This is a genomic window from Herpetosiphon geysericola, assembly GCF_001306135.1.
Lineage (GTDB): Bacteria > Chloroflexota > Chloroflexia > Chloroflexales > Herpetosiphonaceae > Herpetosiphon > Herpetosiphon geysericola.
The window spans coordinates 39864-58756 of sequence record NZ_LGKP01000042.1; the positions used below are offsets into that span (position 1 = coordinate 39864).

Sequence of the window (18893 nt, forward strand, 5' to 3'; positions counted from 1 at the left end):
TTATACTCCGCCTGCTCCAGCGTGTATCGTCTTTTTCACCGTTATCAATCGTCGTTCGTATGGAGAGAGATCGTTATAGATTTCGAATACCTTGTTATTCAAAACTAACGTAAAATGGCCTGCCATGCGCTCAATTGTTTCCTCATCATCATCAATACCGATCGTATTGCGGCGTTGCGCATCCGTGAGCATTGGGAAGAGTTCCTGTAAAAGCGGACCTTGATCCGTTTTCATAAGGCCAATAACGGTAATGAATGTGTTTTGAAAAATTTCCTTTCCAGCATGGGTTTTGAGCAGTTCCAGCGTTTGATCGACGATCCAGAGTCCGAGCCCATAGGCGCGGATGGTCTTTGCCATATTTTCGGCAAAGTTTTCAAAGATGGGATCTTTCAAGAGTACGCCAGCCTCATCCATAATGATGATGCCCTCACGCGGTGTACGGCGCACTTGACGTTGAATTGCCGCACAGATGAGTGTCGTAAAAAATCGCTTGAACCGCTCTGGCATATTCCGGTCAATCTCATAAATAATCACGGGTGTAGTTGGCACCATACGCAGGTCCAGTGTTGTAGGCCGATTGAACACGCTGTCAAGGGGAGGCTCAATCCATTGTGCAATAATGTCCTGCAAGCCTGTGTTGTTCAACTCACGATCGATAATTGCGACGAGATCGGAGAGGAGTGGGATTGTGGCAGCATCATCGAGCGGCATTCCGTACAACCCCTTGTAGAGCTTCGTCAGCGCTCGACTCAACTGCATTGACTGGGTTGGAGTGAGTGGTTCGCGGTTCAACATACTGATCGTATTTTGGACATGCTCAACCTGCTCGACTAACCCAATTTCGAGGTTATCCACGATAGGATCAAGAACATTAATCGTCAATGGTTTATGGCCAGCCTGGGAATAGAGTGATACACGATTGAAGGATGAGCCGGGATGTGTCGCTGCAAGGGCATGAAAATTCTCTTGCGGATCAATCACGATTACCTGGACTGCTTGTTCATCAACTAAACGATGTGCATAGACAGTAGCCAGCGTAGATTTCCCACTCCCAGATATTCCTACAATGCAGGCGTGTTTTGCAGCAATCTTTGCGAGCTCTCGGCGGAGTGGATGACGTTGTGTTTTATCACGGCCTAACAGCAAACCCTTATCACGCCGATCAGTTGCAATACCTGCAGGGACAAGGGGTGCCAACTGGTGAGTAACCAGATTGTGCGGCCGTTGATTAATGCGGATCTCATGCGTATGCCGTGGGGTTGCAAATAGACCAATCTGTTTCTGATACCCCTCCAATGGCCGCATATGAATCGTTGCGTCGAGGGTGTGTTTAATCTGTTGACCATGTAAAATGGCGGAATCCTCAGTTTCGCCCGCAACTAAGACAGCAATCTGCACTTCATGAAGGAGTGATCCCTGTTCAATGATGCGTGCAGCCGTCACAATATCATCCCGTGCTGCGTTGCGGGCAGCGTTAAATTCTTGAAACATCGCGAAGCTCGTTCCTAAACCATTCATCGCCGTGTAGATTTTGTTGCGGGCATCGGCTTGACTATAACTTGCGACATCAACCACTAAAATGACCGGGAATGTCTGGCTCAAAATTGAGCGAAACATCATTGGAGACGCTGATCCTGGAAATTGTGCGCTCAAGAAGCCCCGCCATGCATGGTGCCCATCGACTGATTGCAGAACATGACCCGTCGTGGTATAGCGCTTGGCTCCAAAGACATTTGGAAATGAGCTAAGTGGTATCACTCGACCAATGATGCCACTCTGGAGCAGCGCAGGAAGGCTCTGGCGCTGTTGCGCTGTTTCAGGCCACGCAAGCAAATAATGACTGATATCGTGGATTCCATCCCGCTCCATATCATGGAGTTGCATGAGGGTTGCCTGACGTGCCTCTATCTGCTCGGGTCGTGTAAGCACATCGAGCTCGGCGCGGATCTGCCGCCGCTGGCCATCCAAACTTGCTGGCCGTGAGACCGATATCCAGCGCCAGCGGTAGGGCATACCCACCATCAAACCACCAAACTGACTGATAACATATTTCCAATCACGTTCATTGATTGACAACAGGTTCCGTCCAGCAACGCGAAATGCGAGCGGTGTCACGATAGTCATCGACGACCTCCGTGATGCATACTCATTACTTGGTTATTTTCGTCCATAAGTAGGACTGGTCGATGTGCATCCATATCAGTAGTACTGAACGCCTCATCACTAGGGATAAAAAGCAACTCCTCTGGGGCAATCCGACGTCGCATCTGGTAGACTATGGCAGCCATAATGCGCTCACCGATCTTGATATGATCTTGCTCCTTCGAGAGAATTAACACCGAGCTTAACGATGACAGTAAGAATGAAAGAAAAAAGATCACTGGCCCAAAGAGCAGATTGCAGAGTCCACCCACCAGTAGACCAATGCCCAGACTTAGAATCATTTGCTGCATGCTTATCTGGCCTATGCCAGGAATGCTGGCGATGGGCCGTGGTGTATGTAAGAACTCGCTGAAGAATTTCACAGAAAATCGTTCCGAGCCACTCATAGTTCAATCCTTTCCAGCGTGCAAGAGGACTGTCCTTACACGCTGGGCTAACAGGGATCAGCGAGAGTCTCTAATTAAAGACGAAAATCGCCGTAATCGACTCGATCAGAAATGCACCAATGAACGTCAGGAGAATACCGGCAACGATCATGCCGAAGTTGATATTCTTCGCGATAGACTTGACAAAACTACCAGCAAACACGGCTAGAATCATCCCGCCAACAACGAGCACTGCGAGCACCAACACCAATTCCTTCAAACCAATCTTCTCAATTAACTGGCTAATCCATCCAGCTGCAATCACGATTTTCATCTGAGAACCTCCGATACGAAAATAAGTGAGGTAACGAGAACATCTCTATCACTGACGCTTAACCCACGTCATGGAAGAGAAACAATGGCCCGATCCTCTAATGCAATAACTTCTACTTGACCATGGAATGTGGCAGGAAGACTACATCGTCCAATCACCTCCTTTTGTACCGTTATCACGGCAGGAAATACCAGATTGTCGAGAATCAATGGGATAATGCCTGCGGACGAACGACACGCAAATGCGGTATCAATTAACTGCACTGGACCATCGGGAAGAATGAAAAGCTTCACGCTGATCTGGTCGTTGGTGCGTTGCGCAGAGTCAAACCGGACAGCAGCAGTTGGCCTCGGCGGTACAGCAAATGCAACGGTACCGCGCACGTTTCCCGGTAGGATAAGTGTAAGTTCTACGGTATCCTGCTGCACATCAGAAATACTCAATGCTACCGTTTGTTTTGAGGATTCTTCAGTTGGCGCAATGGGGACTGTTTGATGACTTCCATCTGGAAATTGCACATCAAGATTCCAGGGTTTGGGAATAGTTTCACCTCCACTAGGAACGGTAATATCCAGCGCGAACGATAAGATCAGGGGCTTACCAGGAGTTTGTTCCCAGACAGGCGAGTGTACCTCGAAACGGCTATGTTCCATCTCCGTGACTGGAACAGGAATCGTTTCAGGAAGCGCACGAATAATGCGCCGCTTAGAATTAGCCGACATACCAACAATGGTAAGCGCCACCTGATTTTGCGCTGCATAGTTAATATCCGTTGTTGATGCCTCTATCTGTTCCACAACTTGATAGCGTACGATCGTTCCTTGCGCTTGCTGCACACGGATCTCGGTGCCGGGTGTGAGGGCATCCAACTCCGCTTCTAGTTCGCTCGCATCAACGCCCAACGTAATGTTGATTGTGGTTTTACCCCAAAGAGCGGCTCCCTTCACCTCGGCAGCTGTCACATCCGGCCAACCCGCTGCCGGATCGAAGGCCCGAACAACAAGGGTTTTGTTAGCAAACCCCAGCGACACTGGCGCAGTTGCTCCATCAGCAGCTGTTACAGGTTGCGATGGAACACGTGGTCCGGCAATTGCAGCATCGCCAATACCAGAAAAGAGCAGCCCTAAAAGGAGAGCCATGATCACAATGAGACCTGCACCCAATAGCTTGCGCCCGTGACTCAGCGTTTTAGCAGAAGTGCCATTTCTCTCAATCATTGGCAGGTCATAGGATACCTCGCGATACTGCGGTCCTAGTGAAACGATCTTGCCATTGACGGGGACGCTGCCTTCCCGCTCCCAAGCAACGTGCATAGCTCGCAATTTCGTGAGCCGATCAGCTACCCCAAGACCATTGAGAACCACATCAAGGTGCCGTTCAAATTCCGCGTGGATCGCGTGTTGATTCATACGTCGGTCCTCTCTTTATCGAAATGTCGGCGGAATATTAACCCGTCGCACAATTAATGAGTGGATAAGTTGACTCCCCTGACCGCTGCCAAGATCAATCTCTGCTGTACGCCCAAGCAAAGGAGCATTAAGAATGACCTTGCCAGCACTGCGTGGCAATTGGACTATCCAACGGCCTGCACTGTCGGTAATTCCAGCGGCAATCACATCGCCAGTCTGGGTCGTGATCGTTACTGGGGCATGGGTGATACTATCCCCACTCACGCAACGAGTAGTCGTATCACTGCCACTACAGATTTGTACGACCACATTAATCCGTTGACTGGGTTGGATTTGGATCTGCAATGCTGTTCCAGTGCTGTCACTGACGGGCGGAGCAACAGTGGAAGGGGTTGATGTCAGGGGATCGGTTAATACTGGAGCAAGTGTCGGCATAGAGGCAGGAAGCGTGTTGGGAGAATCCCAAGAGTCAACTTGGAGATGGGCGGCAAATACCCAGCCAATCAATGGAATCGTTGTCATTCGCACCGCCACCCAGCCATTTCGATAGCGACCGGTCATCTGAAGATTCGTGTTTGTCGACAGAATGGCTAGCCGGGAATACTGTGCACCTGGGCCACTGTAGATTGCAGTCATAGAAGCGGCAACATGCACGGTACCGGTTGGCATCTCAACATCAGGGATCTGCACGTTGCTCTCACATGTTTCAATGCCCGCCGTAATATCAGTACTCTCAACTTCTACCGGCGCATCAATGAGTGGATCACAGTTCACTATGGTTGATGGCTTATCGTTGCCCGTTGTGATAGAGATGATAGGAACAGGAGTATTTGAAGCGGGTGCGTTTACGCTTGCTTCTTTTGGTACGCCTACAGGAGCGGGAAGAGCCGGGGCTTCAATGGGTGTATGTGTAGGTGGTACCTCCACGACGTGGAGTGTAAGCACATAGGTTTTGCCACGAGGATCGGGAAGTGGGACATTTCTGTTTTGAGCAATTCGGGCGAATACGGTTCCGTCACTGATGGGACACCACTGGACATTGCTTGCGGGATTGATAGCTGTCCTATCATCATTCCCAGCCAATATAGTATTCTCAGCCGTCACGATCTCAATATTTGTATCGAGATCGGGATGAAGCTCCTGAGTCTCCAGTTGGTAGCAACGATTAGCTTTGCCAAACCACTGCACATAGTCCACGTCTCCAGTGAGCACCGTGCTTGGGGCTACAAAATTGAGGCCTGTAATGACCACTCCAGGTGCAATCAGTGTTGCGTGGAAGGGATCATAGTTATTCTCAAATCGATCGACGAGAGCCGGGTCAAAAGAGACAGAAACCGGTGCATCTGATGGAACCACAGGTTTCTCTATGACTGGTGTGGTGTCTGTTCCACCATTAATTGTTGCTATGGTTGTTGGCAACGAGCCTACCGTAGACTGAACAGTGGTCACTACGATAGAACTCGTTGCCGTAGGCTGGATCGAGGATGTAGCGGTTGCCAGTGTTCCAATCACGAAGGATGTATCCTTCGCTACGACGGTTGTGCCGCTGATTGTACCTGTGGCTGTCGCTGTCAACTCCAAACCTGAGGCGACTGTATTATCCACAGTCAAGAGAGCTGTAAGTTGCTGAGGGATGCCGTTTTGCATACTTACAGCGCTACAAGATACGGTTTGACCTGATGATACACAGGTATTTCCTCCTAGTGATTCGATTGATTGAAGAATCAAGCCATCTGAAAGGGTAAGATCGAATGTCAATGCTCCTGGAACATTGGTTCTAATCCCAACAACACCCTTTAGCGTTTGCCCAGGTCGAACATGAGTTTCCGTTAGTGTTATGCTAACTGTTATTAAACTTTGACGTGCCCCCCCAACAGTAGGAAGAACGAAGGCCCAGATTGGGATTAGTATTACCAAGAATATGAGGATTCCTATAACCCGTTGCTTCATGGGTTCTCCTTTATGGCGTGATAGCCACTATGCACAGAGCACTCAGATTTGGATACGTTACATGGGTATGCCGCCTTCATAATCAACAAAAACGGGCTTGCACACTCTGCTCACGATGAGCGGAGAACACAAGCCCGTCCAAAGACAGCTTTCTGAGCGCTTGACCCCGCTCCGGGTTTCGATTACTGACTATGGTTAGCATAGCAGATTGAATATCGAGCGTAACCCAAATAGCATCAAAGATCCGATGAACATCCGATGGATTTACTTCCTTAATTGCCTATGATTCCTGCGTTCGTTTTTTTGGTGGCCGCTGCTTACTCGGGGAAGATCCATGTCCTGATGGCTGAGGATCTTTTGGAACCGACTGCCTTTGGCGTCGCTCAACGGTCCGCTCCATCTGGGGGGTCACCGTAACCTGATGTGGTACTCGAATCATATCATCTTCACGCCGGCGTTCGACACGCTGCTGCGGCCGGGTAACCTCACGTCGAACAGGAGGCCGCTTGACATTGCTGATTGCATCAAACGCATCATTAACATGATCGATACCTTCATCGACATGTATCGAGGTGTTGTTGAACACAACGCCTGCTCCATCCGCTCCATCAGCGACTGCTGTTTCAAAGACAACACCAACCTGATCAACGCCATGATCAACCTGTGCCATAACCGCACCTGCCTGGGTGTCAACCGCTGCCATGGCGCGGTCAATCGGCGCATTGATACGTTCAGTGAGATTTCCAACCCAATCTATGTTTTCCTCCTGCTCCAGCATTAACGATGCTGTAAGGTCAGTTACGTTGCTCTCCTGTTCTGCAGAAACAGAAGAGTCTGGTTCCAAGTGGAAATCTGATGTAGGAGAAAGTGATTCTCGATCTGCATCACTTTCGTTGCGCACAGTTGATGATGTAATATTAAGGTTTTCATTATCGAACGAGGGGCCAGCACTATCCATAAGTGGGATTGTCCATTGATCAGCAGATGGAAAGTCCTTAAGAATAGCAACACCCTGTGCACGAATAGTGGGAGCAAGAGATTTGGCAGTCGTCTCAGCCACCGAACCGTGCTGGACTCGATCACGGACCATCTGCGCAGCATCAGTTGGTGGAATGTCATGCGACTTGGCCCAGTCTAGGTACTGCCCAACATGAGTAGCCTGGTTTCGGAATTGGCGAGCATCAACACCGCTCACCGTCGAGAGCGTTTGGAGATCTCCTCCTGCAGTGATTGTTGTTCCAACTGAATCGGCTATGGTGTCTATTGTCAGTGGAGCACGTGCGGCGAGGGCGACCTGGGATACAATATGCCGATCAACAGCAGCTTGGGGGGTGTTTACTGCCAGTTCAGGGCTGGCAGTCATAATCGCTTGGCTCACGCTCGCTGGAATGCGCCCCTGCGCAACATTGTAGGCCGTTTGTGAATAGAGTGTGCCATTTGCTGCAATCGCTGCATAGGCTTGGTGCGCAGCATCAACCGCCCGCGTCACAGGCTGGATACCATAGCGTTCTCCCATCGCGGCAATCTGCTCAGCTTGCGCACCTATAATAGGGTACAGTCGCGCACTATCAATAGTCCCCTCAAGCGTTACCGACTGTCGCAGCGCCATACCAGGACTCATTGCTGCGGGAACAATGTCATCAGTAACAAGGCTTGGAGGAGATTCTGTCTGAGTTGAAAGACCAGGAATATCAACCAATGCCGTCATCTCATTAACCAGACGCGCATTGCTCGCAGTCATGCCTTGTACCAACTGCCGAACCTGGCCAGCTTGAACGGGAGTGAGTTCACCAATATGCTGTGCCTCAGGCGCAATACCATGCTCATGCGCAAGACCAATCATTCCAGCCTCGGTGAGGCCTACTGCGTGACCAGCGATTAATGCTCCACGTTGCGCTATAGACAGTGGCCGAGCCTGCTCAGGTGCATCTGGCATCATATGTCCAGCACCCCAACCTTTTGTGCCTTGCAATGGTCGCCAGATCTGGAGGTGGGTAGAATCGTGCTGACGAACAGCAAATCCTTGTTGTACGAGGTTACCAGCCTCCGCTGTTCCCCCAGTAACAATCCTTGCGGGATCTTGTGGGCCTGGTTTTGCCGTCGATGAGTCAAAGGACAGTCGACCGTATACCGTTTGACCTGTCTCAACAGCACTGGTGAAGGCCTGTCTCTTAACAACTGCAGTCGTATCGTGCGTTGCTCTCGCTTTCTGTGCAGCCTCCATATCGGCACTGACTAAGTTGTAGAGACCAAAGCCTGAGCTAGCCCCATGGAGGGCTCCTGAGAGTGCGGAATTACCAGCCATAACTGGATGCGTGGTAGCAACCTTCATGCCAATTTGTGCGCCCCCAGCAAGATCGATGTCATCAAAACCCATGGCTTTCTGTCGGTCTTCGATGTCTTTCTCTGCTGGAATATCCTCTAACTCAGCCCTACCACCACGCACAGCCATTTTTGATAGGGGCACAACCGTGGATCGAATGCGATACCAGCTAAGTTTATACAGCCTCACATGAAGATAGAGATAGAAGAGGCAGAATACCAGCGACAGCGGATATTTTGTTGCAATCCCAAGTGCCTCGGGAACACCAAATAAGAGGACTGTCAGCATACGAGAGGCGACGGTCACACCAATACTCCAGGCACAGAGCCAGACCCATCCCTTGAAGATGCCACCTACAAAAATTCCATTGGTTCCAAAGAGGCCAAGCGGGGCAAAACACGCAAACATGACATAGAGGGCAAGCGTGCCCAACGTAAAGAGGAATCCGATGAGGGCTACCATAAAGGCGCTCGCTGATGCGATGAAGCCAACGAATGCCTGATACGTACCAACTCGACCGAGGGTTAGTGCCTCGGCCCGTTTTTGCGCTCCATTGGGGTCAGTGGAGAAATCGCTCTGATACCATGGAAGGCTGCCATCACCTCCACCGAAGAACAACGAGCGAAACGCTGGCGGCAGCCCCTCAATCGAGACAGGACCATTTGCTGTCTCAATGCTGAATGCTTCCGAACCATTATAGACATCCGCAGCCGTTGCATGCCATGTCGCCATGGCAATATCCGTCACATCATACGATCCGTCACTATTGCGATCGCGAAGTGGTGCGACAATTCGAGCCTGTGCAGCATGGAAGGCATCACTCTCGTCGAGCGGACGATACACTGCTCCATCGGCTCTTATTGTCATAGCACTCACAGGGATCTGTGGTAGAGGAACCGCCGAGAGAATAAACCCTGGAGCCTTCCGCCGTGCCTCATCAAGTAATCCAAACACCGGGCCACCTGCAACCACCAAAATATAGAGGATGGCCATCCAGCGCAAAAATCCACCAGGACGAACCCACTGAACACGGGCACCAACACCGTTGGCAAATAAGCCTAGGATAAGAAAAAAGAATGCAATAATGGTGACCTGAACATAGAGCTGTGTTGAAATGAATTTCAGTATTCCAGGTAGCCAAAAATCTTGAGCAAACGTGGCAATACCGCTAGAGATCCACTCTATCAAACCTGAACCCATCAGCATCATACGTGAGATCATCCATAAATTATCAACGCCGATGAATTGCAGCACATCCAGTAACAACCGCTTCATCTGAGCATCAAGCAACTGATCGTTGTTCATCGTGTCCCTCGATTCTGCTCGGCCATCCATGCTTCGGTCAGGTTTGCTACACGAATAACTGCATAGGATGGCTCACTCGACGAGCGAAAATCGGCATCAGTAGCATTGTGTCGATCGCGAGGGAAATACCATCCTTCCCACCCAGCAAGGGCAATAGCTCCGCGCTGAACGATAAATGGACGTATTTGATCGGTATGGGTTGCGCTTAGGGTAATTGGCATCCATGGATGTTCTACGATATCTGGTGTCCATGCCTCATCTCCTGCCAACACCTGATCACGAGCAGCGCTGAGAACGACGATGCGACGCACCCGTGCGGCACGGTCAAATCGCACGACCACCATAAATAGATGTTGGGTATGCGAATCCCACAGCAGATGGGCATTTTCGACCGATATTCCGTTCGTTGGTGAATCAAGAATCCCAGTGAAGGCGCTAGTAACCGTCCAACTCATCCCACCATCGTCCGAACGTCCAATCCAGAGACCTGCTTGTCCATATGTGTGGTGGGTGATGAATAAGGTTCCATCAGCTGCAATCAGGCGGGGAGTATAGGCTGTCACGCTGGTAACAGTTATGATGTCCCAATGTGTTCCTTCGGTCGATCGTCCTACCATAAATCCACCATCCCTGCTGGCCACGACAACCAGCGCTGGGAGTGATTCTTGTTCTAAGTCCGTTGTATCACGCATCCAAACCGTGTGATAATTTCCACCACGCACCGATGGAAAAGGGGAAAGGATCTGCCATTGACCACTCGGTTGCTCGACGGCTATCTGTGTCTGCATCAATTCATTGCCATGGTTAATACTGGCAACCAAAACCGCACGGCCGTCCGGAGTCCAAGAAACATCAGCTTGGTAGGCATTGGAACTAAAAGGACTCTGGATAGGATCACCCCAAGTTTTTCCACCGTCCCTGCTTTGCCAGATCAGAAGTACAAGTCCCGATCTCATTTCTGGCGGCGTTGTTCCAGCGGTAACGATAATACGATCACTGCGCACACCAATTCCATTGGTCGCATAGCCTTTCTTTGCTGTCCACAGGCGCCGCTCGTAGCGATCACCAGCGGGTGTGGTGCCTGTTACAATGACACCACCTTCATCTTTTTCATCCATCCACTCGATGGACGTTTGATAGACAAAGTGCGGATGCATCCGTTCGTCGAGCGCCCCCACCATGCCCCGAATAGCCCCTGCCTCTGCGCTTAGCCGACGGGTTCCATCGGTGAGCCAGCGTCCAGCACTGGAATTGCTTGCGTGTGTCGGCACGATTTGTACAGGATTTATAGGGATCGTTGGTGAAGGGATTCCAGCAGCACCACATCCAACAAGCAGCACAATCAGCATTCCACCGATAAGTGCACGGGTAACCGAAAACCAGAGTCGAATCCATAGGAGCGCGACGAGGATCGTCCACATACGCATGAGGACAATTTGTGCTGCTGTACGAAGCCATGGTGATAGCGAAGACAGAAGCTGCCGGCTATAGCTGAGATTGAGAAAGAACACACCTGATCGAAAAAGCGTCTTTCGAGGATGGGTCATCGACCCACCAGAGCGCTGATGCTGAGTAGCAAAAACACGCATTATTTCACCTCACTGGTATGTGGCCGGTGCCTGGATGTGGTACGCAGCCGTTGTGGTCGGACGACGAACCAATATCCAGCGCCAACACCAATACCAAGTAAAATCAAGATCCACCTAATTAGTGGATTGCTCATATTGGCACTCGGTTGAGCCGCAACTGGCTGGATTGCACGTGGTGTTACCGTTCGAACAGGGGCAGCTGTTGCCGTCAGATAGACCAAGGTTGGCAAGGAACTCACTCCAGATAAATCGGCCTGGTTGAGCGGTGGAATTGGGGCCATAGGAGGTTCAGTAAGCGGGACTGCGCGCTGACTGCCGGTCTCCCGGATCTCAACTGCCGGCGCAGCGACCATCACGATGCCGACGTCATCCACTATCAGGGTAACAGTTGATACCCCAGCAGTAGCAAATACGGGCATACCACCCCGCGCCGCGTAGAAGGCATCAAGCTGGAGCGGAAATCCATCGGGCGTTCGGCCTTCCACAAGGAGTGTATAGCCCTGAGCTGCAACGGCAAATACCGTTTCACCGTTGGCATCCGTTGTTCCCTCTAGGGTGATTGCCCCCTGTATAAGCGATATGGTAGCCCCACGAAGCGGTGTGGCATCGTCACTCATCTGAACCTCGACAGTGACCGTCGCAGCCTCCTGAGCCGCCACCATGGAGGCACTAGATAACCGCATTACCATAGCAAGAATTATCAAAAAGAACCATCCAATACGACGCATAGTTCCTCTCCTAGTATGGAAAGCCGGGCATTCTGCGAGCGCCCCAATATGCATTCCGATAGAATGGCCGCTCGAGCCAATTTGAAGTAAAAATGACTCCCAGCGTTGGGGAAGCTGCTTCAATGAGATCACCCTTCCCATCCCCATTCAGGTCACCCACATACATGGCCACGTGCGTTGGTTGGTCACCGGGAACAGTCGCAAAAAATACCGCATCACCAGGGCGCAGCTCTGACACACTAATCGCAGCACCATAATATCCCTGACCAGGTGCTGGGCCACCTCGTGTTCCTGCTGGGATAGAAATCCCAATAGATTGATAGGCTGCGAACAAGAGCCCCGAACAGTCAAATGCATTCGGGCCTTTCGCTCCCCAAACATAGGGATAGCCGATATGGGCCGTGGCAAATGCGACGAGCGCATTCTGACCAGGCGGCACCCCAATGGGTGTTCCATTGATGGTTTCGGGTGTCCCCATCGGCGGGAGACCTCCTATCCCACCTGGTTGTCGGACAATATTCTCCGTACAAAATGGATCGCCTGTGATATTGATAACGGCGACACCATCACTGACGGCCTGCGATGACTGTGCATCTGCTGGGGTACGATAGAAGTAAAGGAGGGTGGGCATGCCTGCGGGGGTACGAATCGCCACCTTTCCTCGCCAAGGCAGTCCAGGCTGAATTTGGGTAGGGAGGACACCATAGACGGCTTGTATGGTGCTATCCGAGCGCCAGAATCCACGTGGCCCTGAGCCATCGGCTGAGCGTACTTCGCGAATGACCAACTGTGCCGACAAATCAAGCAGCATAGGGATGGTGGATGCAATCTCCGCATCAACAACGCGGATAATCCCACCGTTGGCGGTTGGGGCAGGTCCAGCATCCTCAATACTCCAGATCGTCAGCCGCAGTGGCCCTGCGTAGATATCCTGACCAAGAAAAAAATAGTCAGAGCGATAGTAGGGCGTTGCGGTGGGGAATGTGTCGGTGATGATGGTTGTTGTTCCTAGAGGATTGAGTGCAATTGTTGTTTGCTCGATAGGAACGGGAGTTGGGCATTGCCAGAGCGACTTGCCTTCCACTATAACCGGATCTGGCCGGATAGTGCCTAGGGACATCGCACCCAGGCCACCACAGCCCAGCAAGATAAGGATGCCGATTGCTAAAATAATACGTGGGATCAGGTGTTTTCCTGGGTATATAGGCATATTCGATCCTTCAAACAAAATAGGCTTGAACTCTCCTCTCTTAGTGAGCGGAGAACACAAGCCCGTCAACTGACAGCTTTCTGAGCGCTTGACCCTGCTCCGGGTTTCGGTTATCGGGATCTGTCACGTTTATGGCAGATCCCTCGTCTCCTCTATACCACAGAAGTTCATCAGACGATCGATAATCTGGTAGGCTGCTTGGCGATCTGGAGAAGATGCTGCTGGCAACAACGTTGCTGGCGGAATAGTAGGCGCATCGGCAATCAGGGCCGATGGAGCAGCAGGCAGAAATGCTTGAATTGTGGCGGTCGGGGCCACAGAGGTTTGGGCAAAGAGATTTGTAAGACTCATCTAGAATCCCGCCGTCGCACCAGCGCTGATGATGAACAGGATCAGGATGACAGACCCCATAACTGCCGGCGCCGCAGCGCCGATCATCTTAAGGCCACGTTTGGTGATCATCTCGTCCATCTCATGGCCGATGATCTTGGCCAGTTGATCACTGGCCCGCTCTAGCGCCGGTAGCGCCGTCTTAATGCCGCCATTGCGATCCGCATTGGCAAGTATCGTCATGACGTTAATAGCTTCGGCACTCCCTGATTTGCGTGCTTCCTGCAGTAGCGCCTCTGCAAATAAGAGGCGTTCCTCGGTAGGAAGGCCGCTCTTCTGATCAACAACCGTGCGCGTTTCTCCCGCATCCATCGCGGCAAACGCTGCAAGAATCAAGGCCTGGAGCTCAGCACGTTCTTTGCGCGGAACCGCAATATAGTTCTGCATTACGGTCAAGAGCGTGGTTTTCGGACCTGCGGACTGCAAGCCAATCCTCCATTGGGTCAATGCAGCAGGTAACGCAAGGCGAATCGCTTTGCGTCGTTTCTCTTCCCGTACTTGTGGTGCTCGCGGGATTACAAATCCGAACGCCAGAAATACTGCCCCAGCTCCTACAAACATCATCAGTCGTGCGCTCCCTGCAATGCCCAGCGCTGGGATCATACTCGCAACAAGCATCGCCAAAAAGCTGCCGATTACCAGACCAAAGGCATGTCGCGACATCCGCCAAGGGAGGCGTTGCGGAGATACAACTGAGAATGTTTTCTGCCGCACAACTTCTAAGTGATAGCAACCTACGGATGTAACTATGGCCCCACCACTAACCATTAACAACGTTCCAATCATGATATGCTCCTAGAAATCAACATTCGGCACTTGGCTCAACTTAATCGCTGCACCAATCGGGGCGATATACACGAGGCAAAAAAACAAGATAGCTGGTAACGCAAATGGGCCACTGAATGCCGCATCCCAACGCTCAGTCATCGTGAAGCGCAAGAATGTGGCAATCCCAAGCCCAACACCAACTACCGCGAATGAAGATACGCGGGCATGGGCAAGTTTCGATCGCACACCCTTCTCACGGAGGCGGGTCTCTTGGAGTGCGATGCTCGCAGCTAACATTCGGTCACGGGCCGATGCCTGCGGTAGATCCTCTGAACCCTCAATATGTTCCAGAAAGCGAATCAGATCCTTGCAGGTAGTCTGCCCTCCAACAGTCATCGCTGTCGAACCAAGGGTTGTAAAACGTCTCTCACCGGTTTCAGGATCATAAACTGCTGTTCCAGCTGTATTTGTCATCCATTGCCATGGTGTCGCAAGTGGCTCGTGGATACCTTCACCAACTTGTTTGATCGCATTGAGCAGTGTTACTCCACTATTCATTAACGAACCCACTTGGGTGGCTGCATCGACGACTTGCTCGGACATCCGTCGTGTTTGCCGGAATTCCATTACATTCAGAATGATCCACGCTATCCCAATCGTGATGGGGATGGCCAGTACACTAGACCAAACCGACCCAGCTATTTGCGCTATTATCAGACTCGATAAGCTACCACTAACAAGAGCAGCCATGATGAGCTGGAACCCCGAGAGCGTGGGAAGTGGTACGATCATACTCTCCAGACCAGACACCCGCCCATAGAACTTGCGCACCCGATGAATACGAGCAGTTTCAATAAGGTGGGTCAGGGGTGCATGAAACACCCCTGCCACGAGCAGCATCAATCCATTGATCAACCAAACCGGGACCATGCTGGCAAATACTGTTGTCAACATTCGCTTTCATCCTCCAGGGCAGCACGTTCAGCTGCCGCATATTGTGCTCGCACGGCATCGACCGCTGCAGCATCGGTTTGTCCTAGCGCGAGCAGCGCCTCCATCAACTTCAGATGTCCTCCCAGACGTGTACGCATGCGCGGCGCATCCAGAAGGTCAATTGGCAGCTGCAGCAGCTCAGTGAGGGTTTCTCGAGCTGCACCAAAGGAGATCCGTGCATCGATCCGTTGGATCATCATATCGAGTGACCGACATTGGGCCATGCCGACATCGATGGTCCGTCTGACGGCATCCCAGCTCTGATCAGCAGGGGGATAGGCAACTAGCGCAGGATCACGGAGAACCTCGTTGAGTCTCATATGTGCATCTTCCCAACACCGTTTTTTGACCTCCTTCATTATCGCCCGATAGAGGGCAATGGCTTGCTTGTGATATTGACTGGCTGGACGGGCAAGATGCACCAGCGCATCACGCACGAGCGGTAAAATGCGCGCCTGATCGCGCTTGATGCCCCATGCAACCTGCGCCTCAGCTAGTGCTTGGGTTGCCTGTCCATTATCCAAGGCGGCGAAGCCGCGGCGCACGGCATCTTCCATTCGTGTGTGTGATGTTTGTCCCGTGTGACCAGCGCTCCAAGCACGTGCCAGACCATTCTTGATGCGGATTGCTAGGTGCTCCGGCAGCGTGGCCCCATCGTGAAAGACAAGCGTATGGCCGTCAGCATCGAGTCTAGCATGATGCTTCCAGTTAATCTGATGCGAGTCGCGGTCTACCTCGACGTCAACGAGAGGAATCATCGTCGCCTCTAAGCCACCCGTGGCATCCCGATGCACGCCAGAGGCTAACTGGATCTGGGTTACCAGCCGTCGGCCCAATTCGCCAAAGTATTCCACCCGGACTACTAGGCTAAATGACCCGATGGCGTCGCGCAAAGCATCATCAAAGCGGTTCTCGTAGGCTACAGCACCAGCCGTGGCCGCACAACTGGCAAAGCGGCGTAGGGTTGATCGAGGATCGGGCGCGTGAATGGTGGTGATCGTCATGTGGTCCGTCATTCCCATCTGGAGAATAGCCCCAGCTTCCTTGGATCGGGTTTCGCCAAATCCAATGGCATCAGGCGTTTGGCGAAGGGCATTGATGGCGGCGTTCACCAAGGCGCTACTGTCTTTGACGGCATCCACCGTCATAGGAGTCCACAGTTTTTTGTCCAGCAATTTAATTTCCTGTGCGCCATCTTCGATAGTGACTATGTGGCCTTCGATCTCTTGCAGCAGTGTCTCAAGAAAGGCGGTTTTACCCGAACCAGTTGATCCAGATACCAGAATACACATTCGGGCACGCAAGAAATAGCGAATGAGATCAGCAGTATCCTCATCCAACGACCCCTTCTCGATCAGTGTCTGAAGCGTCCATGGCACGGTTCGTCCACGGCGAAAGATGAGCAGAGGCTTATTCGTCAGTGGTGCAACAGTGATGCTGGCACGCGTGCCACCAGGGAGGGAGAGACTGCGTTGGCATTCCTGGCTATTCAGGGGTTCGCCAGCATCCTCTGCCAACAGTCGGGCGCGACGCTCCAACTGCGCCATTGAAAGTGGATTCGGAACAATGGCTGGGGCCTCACCTGCCGTGTAGATCTGCACCTTGTCACCAACAAATTTCACTTCGGTAGTATCGGGGAGATCTAGATATTGCTGAATGCTACCCCACCCAATCGTGTCGTTGTACAGCCGGAGCAGGGTGCCCTCATCAGTCGAGGGAACATCAGCGAGCGCCACCCGCGTACCCTGCGCTCCGGGATTGGACTCACGCAGGCGTAGTGCGCTGCGGATGGCATTGGTCAGTACTTGTACTACCTCGCGCCGACGCTCGCTGATGTCCTGGAGCAGTGGATCACGGAGGCGGGGATTAAACAGGTCTTTATCCCGCAAAACATCCTCAGCAGCCGTCAAAATCTTGGCCCATGTATCTGGGGACACGTGGACGGGCTGCTCTTCACGGTTCTGCTGCGTGTGTGTGACCGGAGGAGCAGCTCGACGGCTCCCAAAGTAGGTGAGTTCATCAATAGCTTCGTTGTCGCCATAGGAGCGTGCGTGTGGTTGCGTCATCCTGCAACCTCCGGCTCGGGAACCATCACTCCGTCAGCGACGATGGTAGCAGGCACCAGCTTATTGCGGTTGAATACTGACCGCTGCCACCAGGAGCGTTTCGGAGCAGTACGAGGCAGGTCGATGTCTACGGCCTTGGCCAGTTCGTCGCTATAGGCCCAGACTGCCTGTGCCAGTTTGCTGTTCGGCGCAACCGCCAATGGAGACCAGTACTGGCCTGTCTCAACCTGACGTTTTGCGGCTTGCGAGATCGCTCGGGCATCTCGGGGAATCATTGACAGTTGATGAACCTGGGGGAACTGCTGCGTTGCCATCTTCTGGATCAGGGGCATCTGATCACCCCATACAGACCCTTTTTCAGGTTCTACATAGAGTAGGGAACATCGGTCAAGGGGGAGCTGGTATTCCCGAACCATATCCATGAGGTTCCGCGCCCCCTCTCGTTCCAGAATGCCTAGTGGACAGGGAATAACAACTGAGCCGCCAAACTCTAGGATCTTCAACGGGTAGGGCCGGCGGGCCAACTCGGGTGAGCAGTCATAGATCACCACATCATAGCCAAGCTGAATCGCGATCTGGTACAAGGCATCCCACTGGTGGGGTTTCAGATCGTGCAGGTTGGCGGCTGTAGATGGACCCAGAAGAAAGTCAATGCTCACCTGTTCGCCGTTGATCACAATCTGCTTTGAACGGATAAAGCTCCTCACTGACTCGGTCGTCCAGCCACGTGTATCGTCGCGGGAGGCGAGATCCGTGAAGGGAAGAGCCTCCCGCCCAAAATTAAACTGCCTCCGCAGGGAGGCATTGCTCAAATCGTTTTCGATCATGAGGATCTTGCCCCCACGATAGGCAAAGGCCTCGGCGGTCAAACAAGCCATGGTGGTTTTCGATGCGCCACCCTTGCCGCTGCCAAAACCCAGTACCTTGGTGGTAGATGTCATTGTCGCGACTAGGCCGAGGTTTTCCGCAACCCAGCTGATGAGGGCATTATCATCCAACGCTGGCGAGATAAGCGCACCACGATCTTGGAGGGCCTGCATATCGCGTTGCGCTGGCCCAGTGATCATTACCAGCACTCGTTTTCGGGCGGTGAGTCCCAGATCAACTAGGCGTAGCAGTTCAGCCGGTGAACCCACGCGATCATCGAGCACAACCGCATCAAGCAAGCGATCATTAGTTTCGAGCAGCGAGATGGGAGTATCATACGCTTCGCTGCTATATTGGGTCACACTCTGATACCGAGATGCGATGAGGGTCCCAATCGACCCTGCTTCGCGCATTGCGAATGAGATTTTCATCG

Annotated in this window: 14 protein-coding genes; all 14 read right to left on the bottom strand. The window is 52.1% G+C overall.

The features are described 5' to 3' along the window. The 14 genes from SE18_RS25470 to SE18_RS25535 all read right to left on the bottom strand — a co-directional run bounded on the left by SE18_RS25470 (position 1) and on the right by SE18_RS25535 (position 18891). Entirely contained in the window at positions 1–2124 is a 2124-nt protein-coding gene (locus SE18_RS25470) for a helicase HerA domain-containing protein (RefSeq protein WP_054537302.1), read from the bottom strand. Next, on the bottom strand, positions 2121–2549 hold the full coding sequence (locus tag SE18_RS25475; RefSeq protein WP_054537303.1) for a hypothetical protein: 429 nt from the start codon (positions 2547–2549) through the stop codon (positions 2121–2123). Before SE18_RS25475 ends, SE18_RS25470 begins: the two co-directional genes overlap by 4 nt. Positions 2550–2619: 70 nt before the next feature. Beyond that, positions 2620–2862 (bottom strand): hypothetical protein, encoded by a 243-nt coding sequence (locus SE18_RS25480; protein WP_054537304.1) that lies wholly within the window; start codon positions 2860–2862, stop codon positions 2620–2622. Positions 2863–2930: 68 nt separating this feature from the next. Beyond that, complete coding sequence (locus SE18_RS25485) at positions 2931–4271, bottom strand: hypothetical protein (RefSeq protein ID WP_054537305.1); 1341 nt, start codon at positions 4269–4271, stop codon at positions 2931–2933. 15 nt (positions 4272–4286) lie between these two features. Then, positions 4287–6221, bottom strand: coding sequence for a hypothetical protein (locus tag SE18_RS25490; RefSeq protein ID WP_054537306.1), 1935 nt, complete (start codon positions 6219–6221; stop codon positions 4287–4289). Between the two features lie 280 nt (positions 6222–6501). Continuing rightward, positions 6502–9849, bottom strand: coding sequence for a hypothetical protein (locus SE18_RS25495; RefSeq protein WP_054537307.1), 3348 nt, complete (start codon positions 9847–9849; stop codon positions 6502–6504). Next, positions 9846–11438 (bottom strand): hypothetical protein, encoded by a 1593-nt coding sequence (locus tag SE18_RS25500; protein ID WP_054537308.1) that lies wholly within the window; start codon positions 11436–11438, stop codon positions 9846–9848. The genes SE18_RS25495 and SE18_RS25500 overlap by 4 nt, the downstream gene beginning before the upstream one ends. Further along, positions 11438–12166, bottom strand: a complete 729-nt coding sequence (locus SE18_RS25505; RefSeq protein ID WP_054537309.1) for a hypothetical protein — start codon at positions 12164–12166, stop codon at positions 11438–11440. The genes SE18_RS25500 and SE18_RS25505 overlap by 1 nt, the downstream gene beginning before the upstream one ends. Positions 12167–12176: 10 nt before the next feature. Then, a complete protein-coding gene (locus tag SE18_RS25510) occupies positions 12177–13376 on the bottom strand; it encodes a C40 family peptidase (protein ID WP_054537310.1) in 1200 nt (399 codons plus the stop codon). A 129-nt stretch (positions 13377–13505) separates the two neighbouring features. Next, on the bottom strand, positions 13506–13727 hold the full coding sequence (locus SE18_RS25515) for a hypothetical protein (RefSeq protein ID WP_054537311.1): 222 nt from the start codon (positions 13725–13727) through the stop codon (positions 13506–13508). Beyond that, the gene (locus SE18_RS25520) at positions 13728–14552 is read right to left on the bottom strand and encodes a hypothetical protein (protein ID WP_054537312.1); all 825 of its coding nucleotides are present in this window, start codon (positions 14550–14552) and stop codon (positions 13728–13730) included. It lies immediately after the preceding gene. Between the two features lie 9 nt (positions 14553–14561). Further along, positions 14562–15488, bottom strand: a complete 927-nt coding sequence (locus SE18_RS25525) for a hypothetical protein (RefSeq protein ID WP_054537313.1) — start codon at positions 15486–15488, stop codon at positions 14562–14564. Beyond that, a complete protein-coding gene (locus SE18_RS25530; RefSeq protein WP_054537314.1) occupies positions 15482–17593 on the bottom strand; it encodes an ATPase, T2SS/T4P/T4SS family in 2112 nt (703 codons plus the stop codon). Before SE18_RS25530 ends, SE18_RS25525 begins: the two co-directional genes overlap by 7 nt. Further along, the gene (locus tag SE18_RS25535) at positions 17590–18891 is read right to left on the bottom strand and encodes a ParA family protein (RefSeq protein WP_054537315.1); all 1302 of its coding nucleotides are present in this window, start codon (positions 18889–18891) and stop codon (positions 17590–17592) included. Before SE18_RS25535 ends, SE18_RS25530 begins: the two co-directional genes overlap by 4 nt. Positions 18892–18893 lie beyond the last annotated feature (2 nt).

What these genes read in the sequence shown, in the direction of transcription:
- SE18_RS25480 (WP_054537304.1), bottom strand. Translation starts at nt 2,862, where the DNA reads ATGAAAATCGTGATTGCAGCTGGATGGATTAGCCAGTTAATTGAGAAG.
- SE18_RS25475 (WP_054537303.1), bottom strand. Translation starts at nt 2,549, where the DNA reads ATGAGTGGCTCGGAACGATTTTCTGTGAAATTCTTCAGCGAGTTCTTA.
- SE18_RS25500 (WP_054537308.1), bottom strand. Translation starts at nt 11,438, where the DNA reads ATGCGTGTTTTTGCTACTCAGCATCAGCGCTCTGGTGGGTCGATGACC.
- SE18_RS25530 (WP_054537314.1), bottom strand. Translation starts at nt 17,593, where the DNA reads ATGACGCAACCACACGCACGCTCCTATGGCGACAACGAAGCTATTGAT.
- SE18_RS25535 (WP_054537315.1), bottom strand. Translation starts at nt 18,891, where the DNA reads ATGAAAATCTCATTCGCAATGCGCGAAGCAGGGTCGATTGGGACCCTC.
- SE18_RS25505 (WP_054537309.1), bottom strand. Translation starts at nt 12,166, where the DNA reads ATGCGTCGTATTGGATGGTTCTTTTTGATAATTCTTGCTATGGTAATG.
- SE18_RS25495 (WP_054537307.1), bottom strand. Translation starts at nt 9,849, where the DNA reads ATGAACAACGATCAGTTGCTTGATGCTCAGATGAAGCGGTTGTTACTG.
- SE18_RS25485 (WP_054537305.1), bottom strand. Translation starts at nt 4,271, where the DNA reads ATGAATCAACACGCGATCCACGCGGAATTTGAACGGCACCTTGATGTG.
- SE18_RS25490 (WP_054537306.1), bottom strand. Translation starts at nt 6,221, where the DNA reads ATGAAGCAACGGGTTATAGGAATCCTCATATTCTTGGTAATACTAATC.
- SE18_RS25525 (WP_054537313.1), bottom strand. Translation starts at nt 15,488, where the DNA reads ATGTTGACAACAGTATTTGCCAGCATGGTCCCGGTTTGGTTGATCAAT.
- SE18_RS25470 (WP_054537302.1), bottom strand. Translation starts at nt 2,124, where the DNA reads ATGACTATCGTGACACCGCTCGCATTTCGCGTTGCTGGACGGAACCTG.
- SE18_RS25510 (WP_054537310.1), bottom strand. Translation starts at nt 13,376, where the DNA reads ATGCCTATATACCCAGGAAAACACCTGATCCCACGTATTATTTTAGCA.
- SE18_RS25520 (WP_054537312.1), bottom strand. Translation starts at nt 14,552, where the DNA reads ATGATTGGAACGTTGTTAATGGTTAGTGGTGGGGCCATAGTTACATCC.
- SE18_RS25515 (WP_054537311.1), bottom strand. Translation starts at nt 13,727, where the DNA reads ATGAGTCTTACAAATCTCTTTGCCCAAACCTCTGTGGCCCCGACCGCC.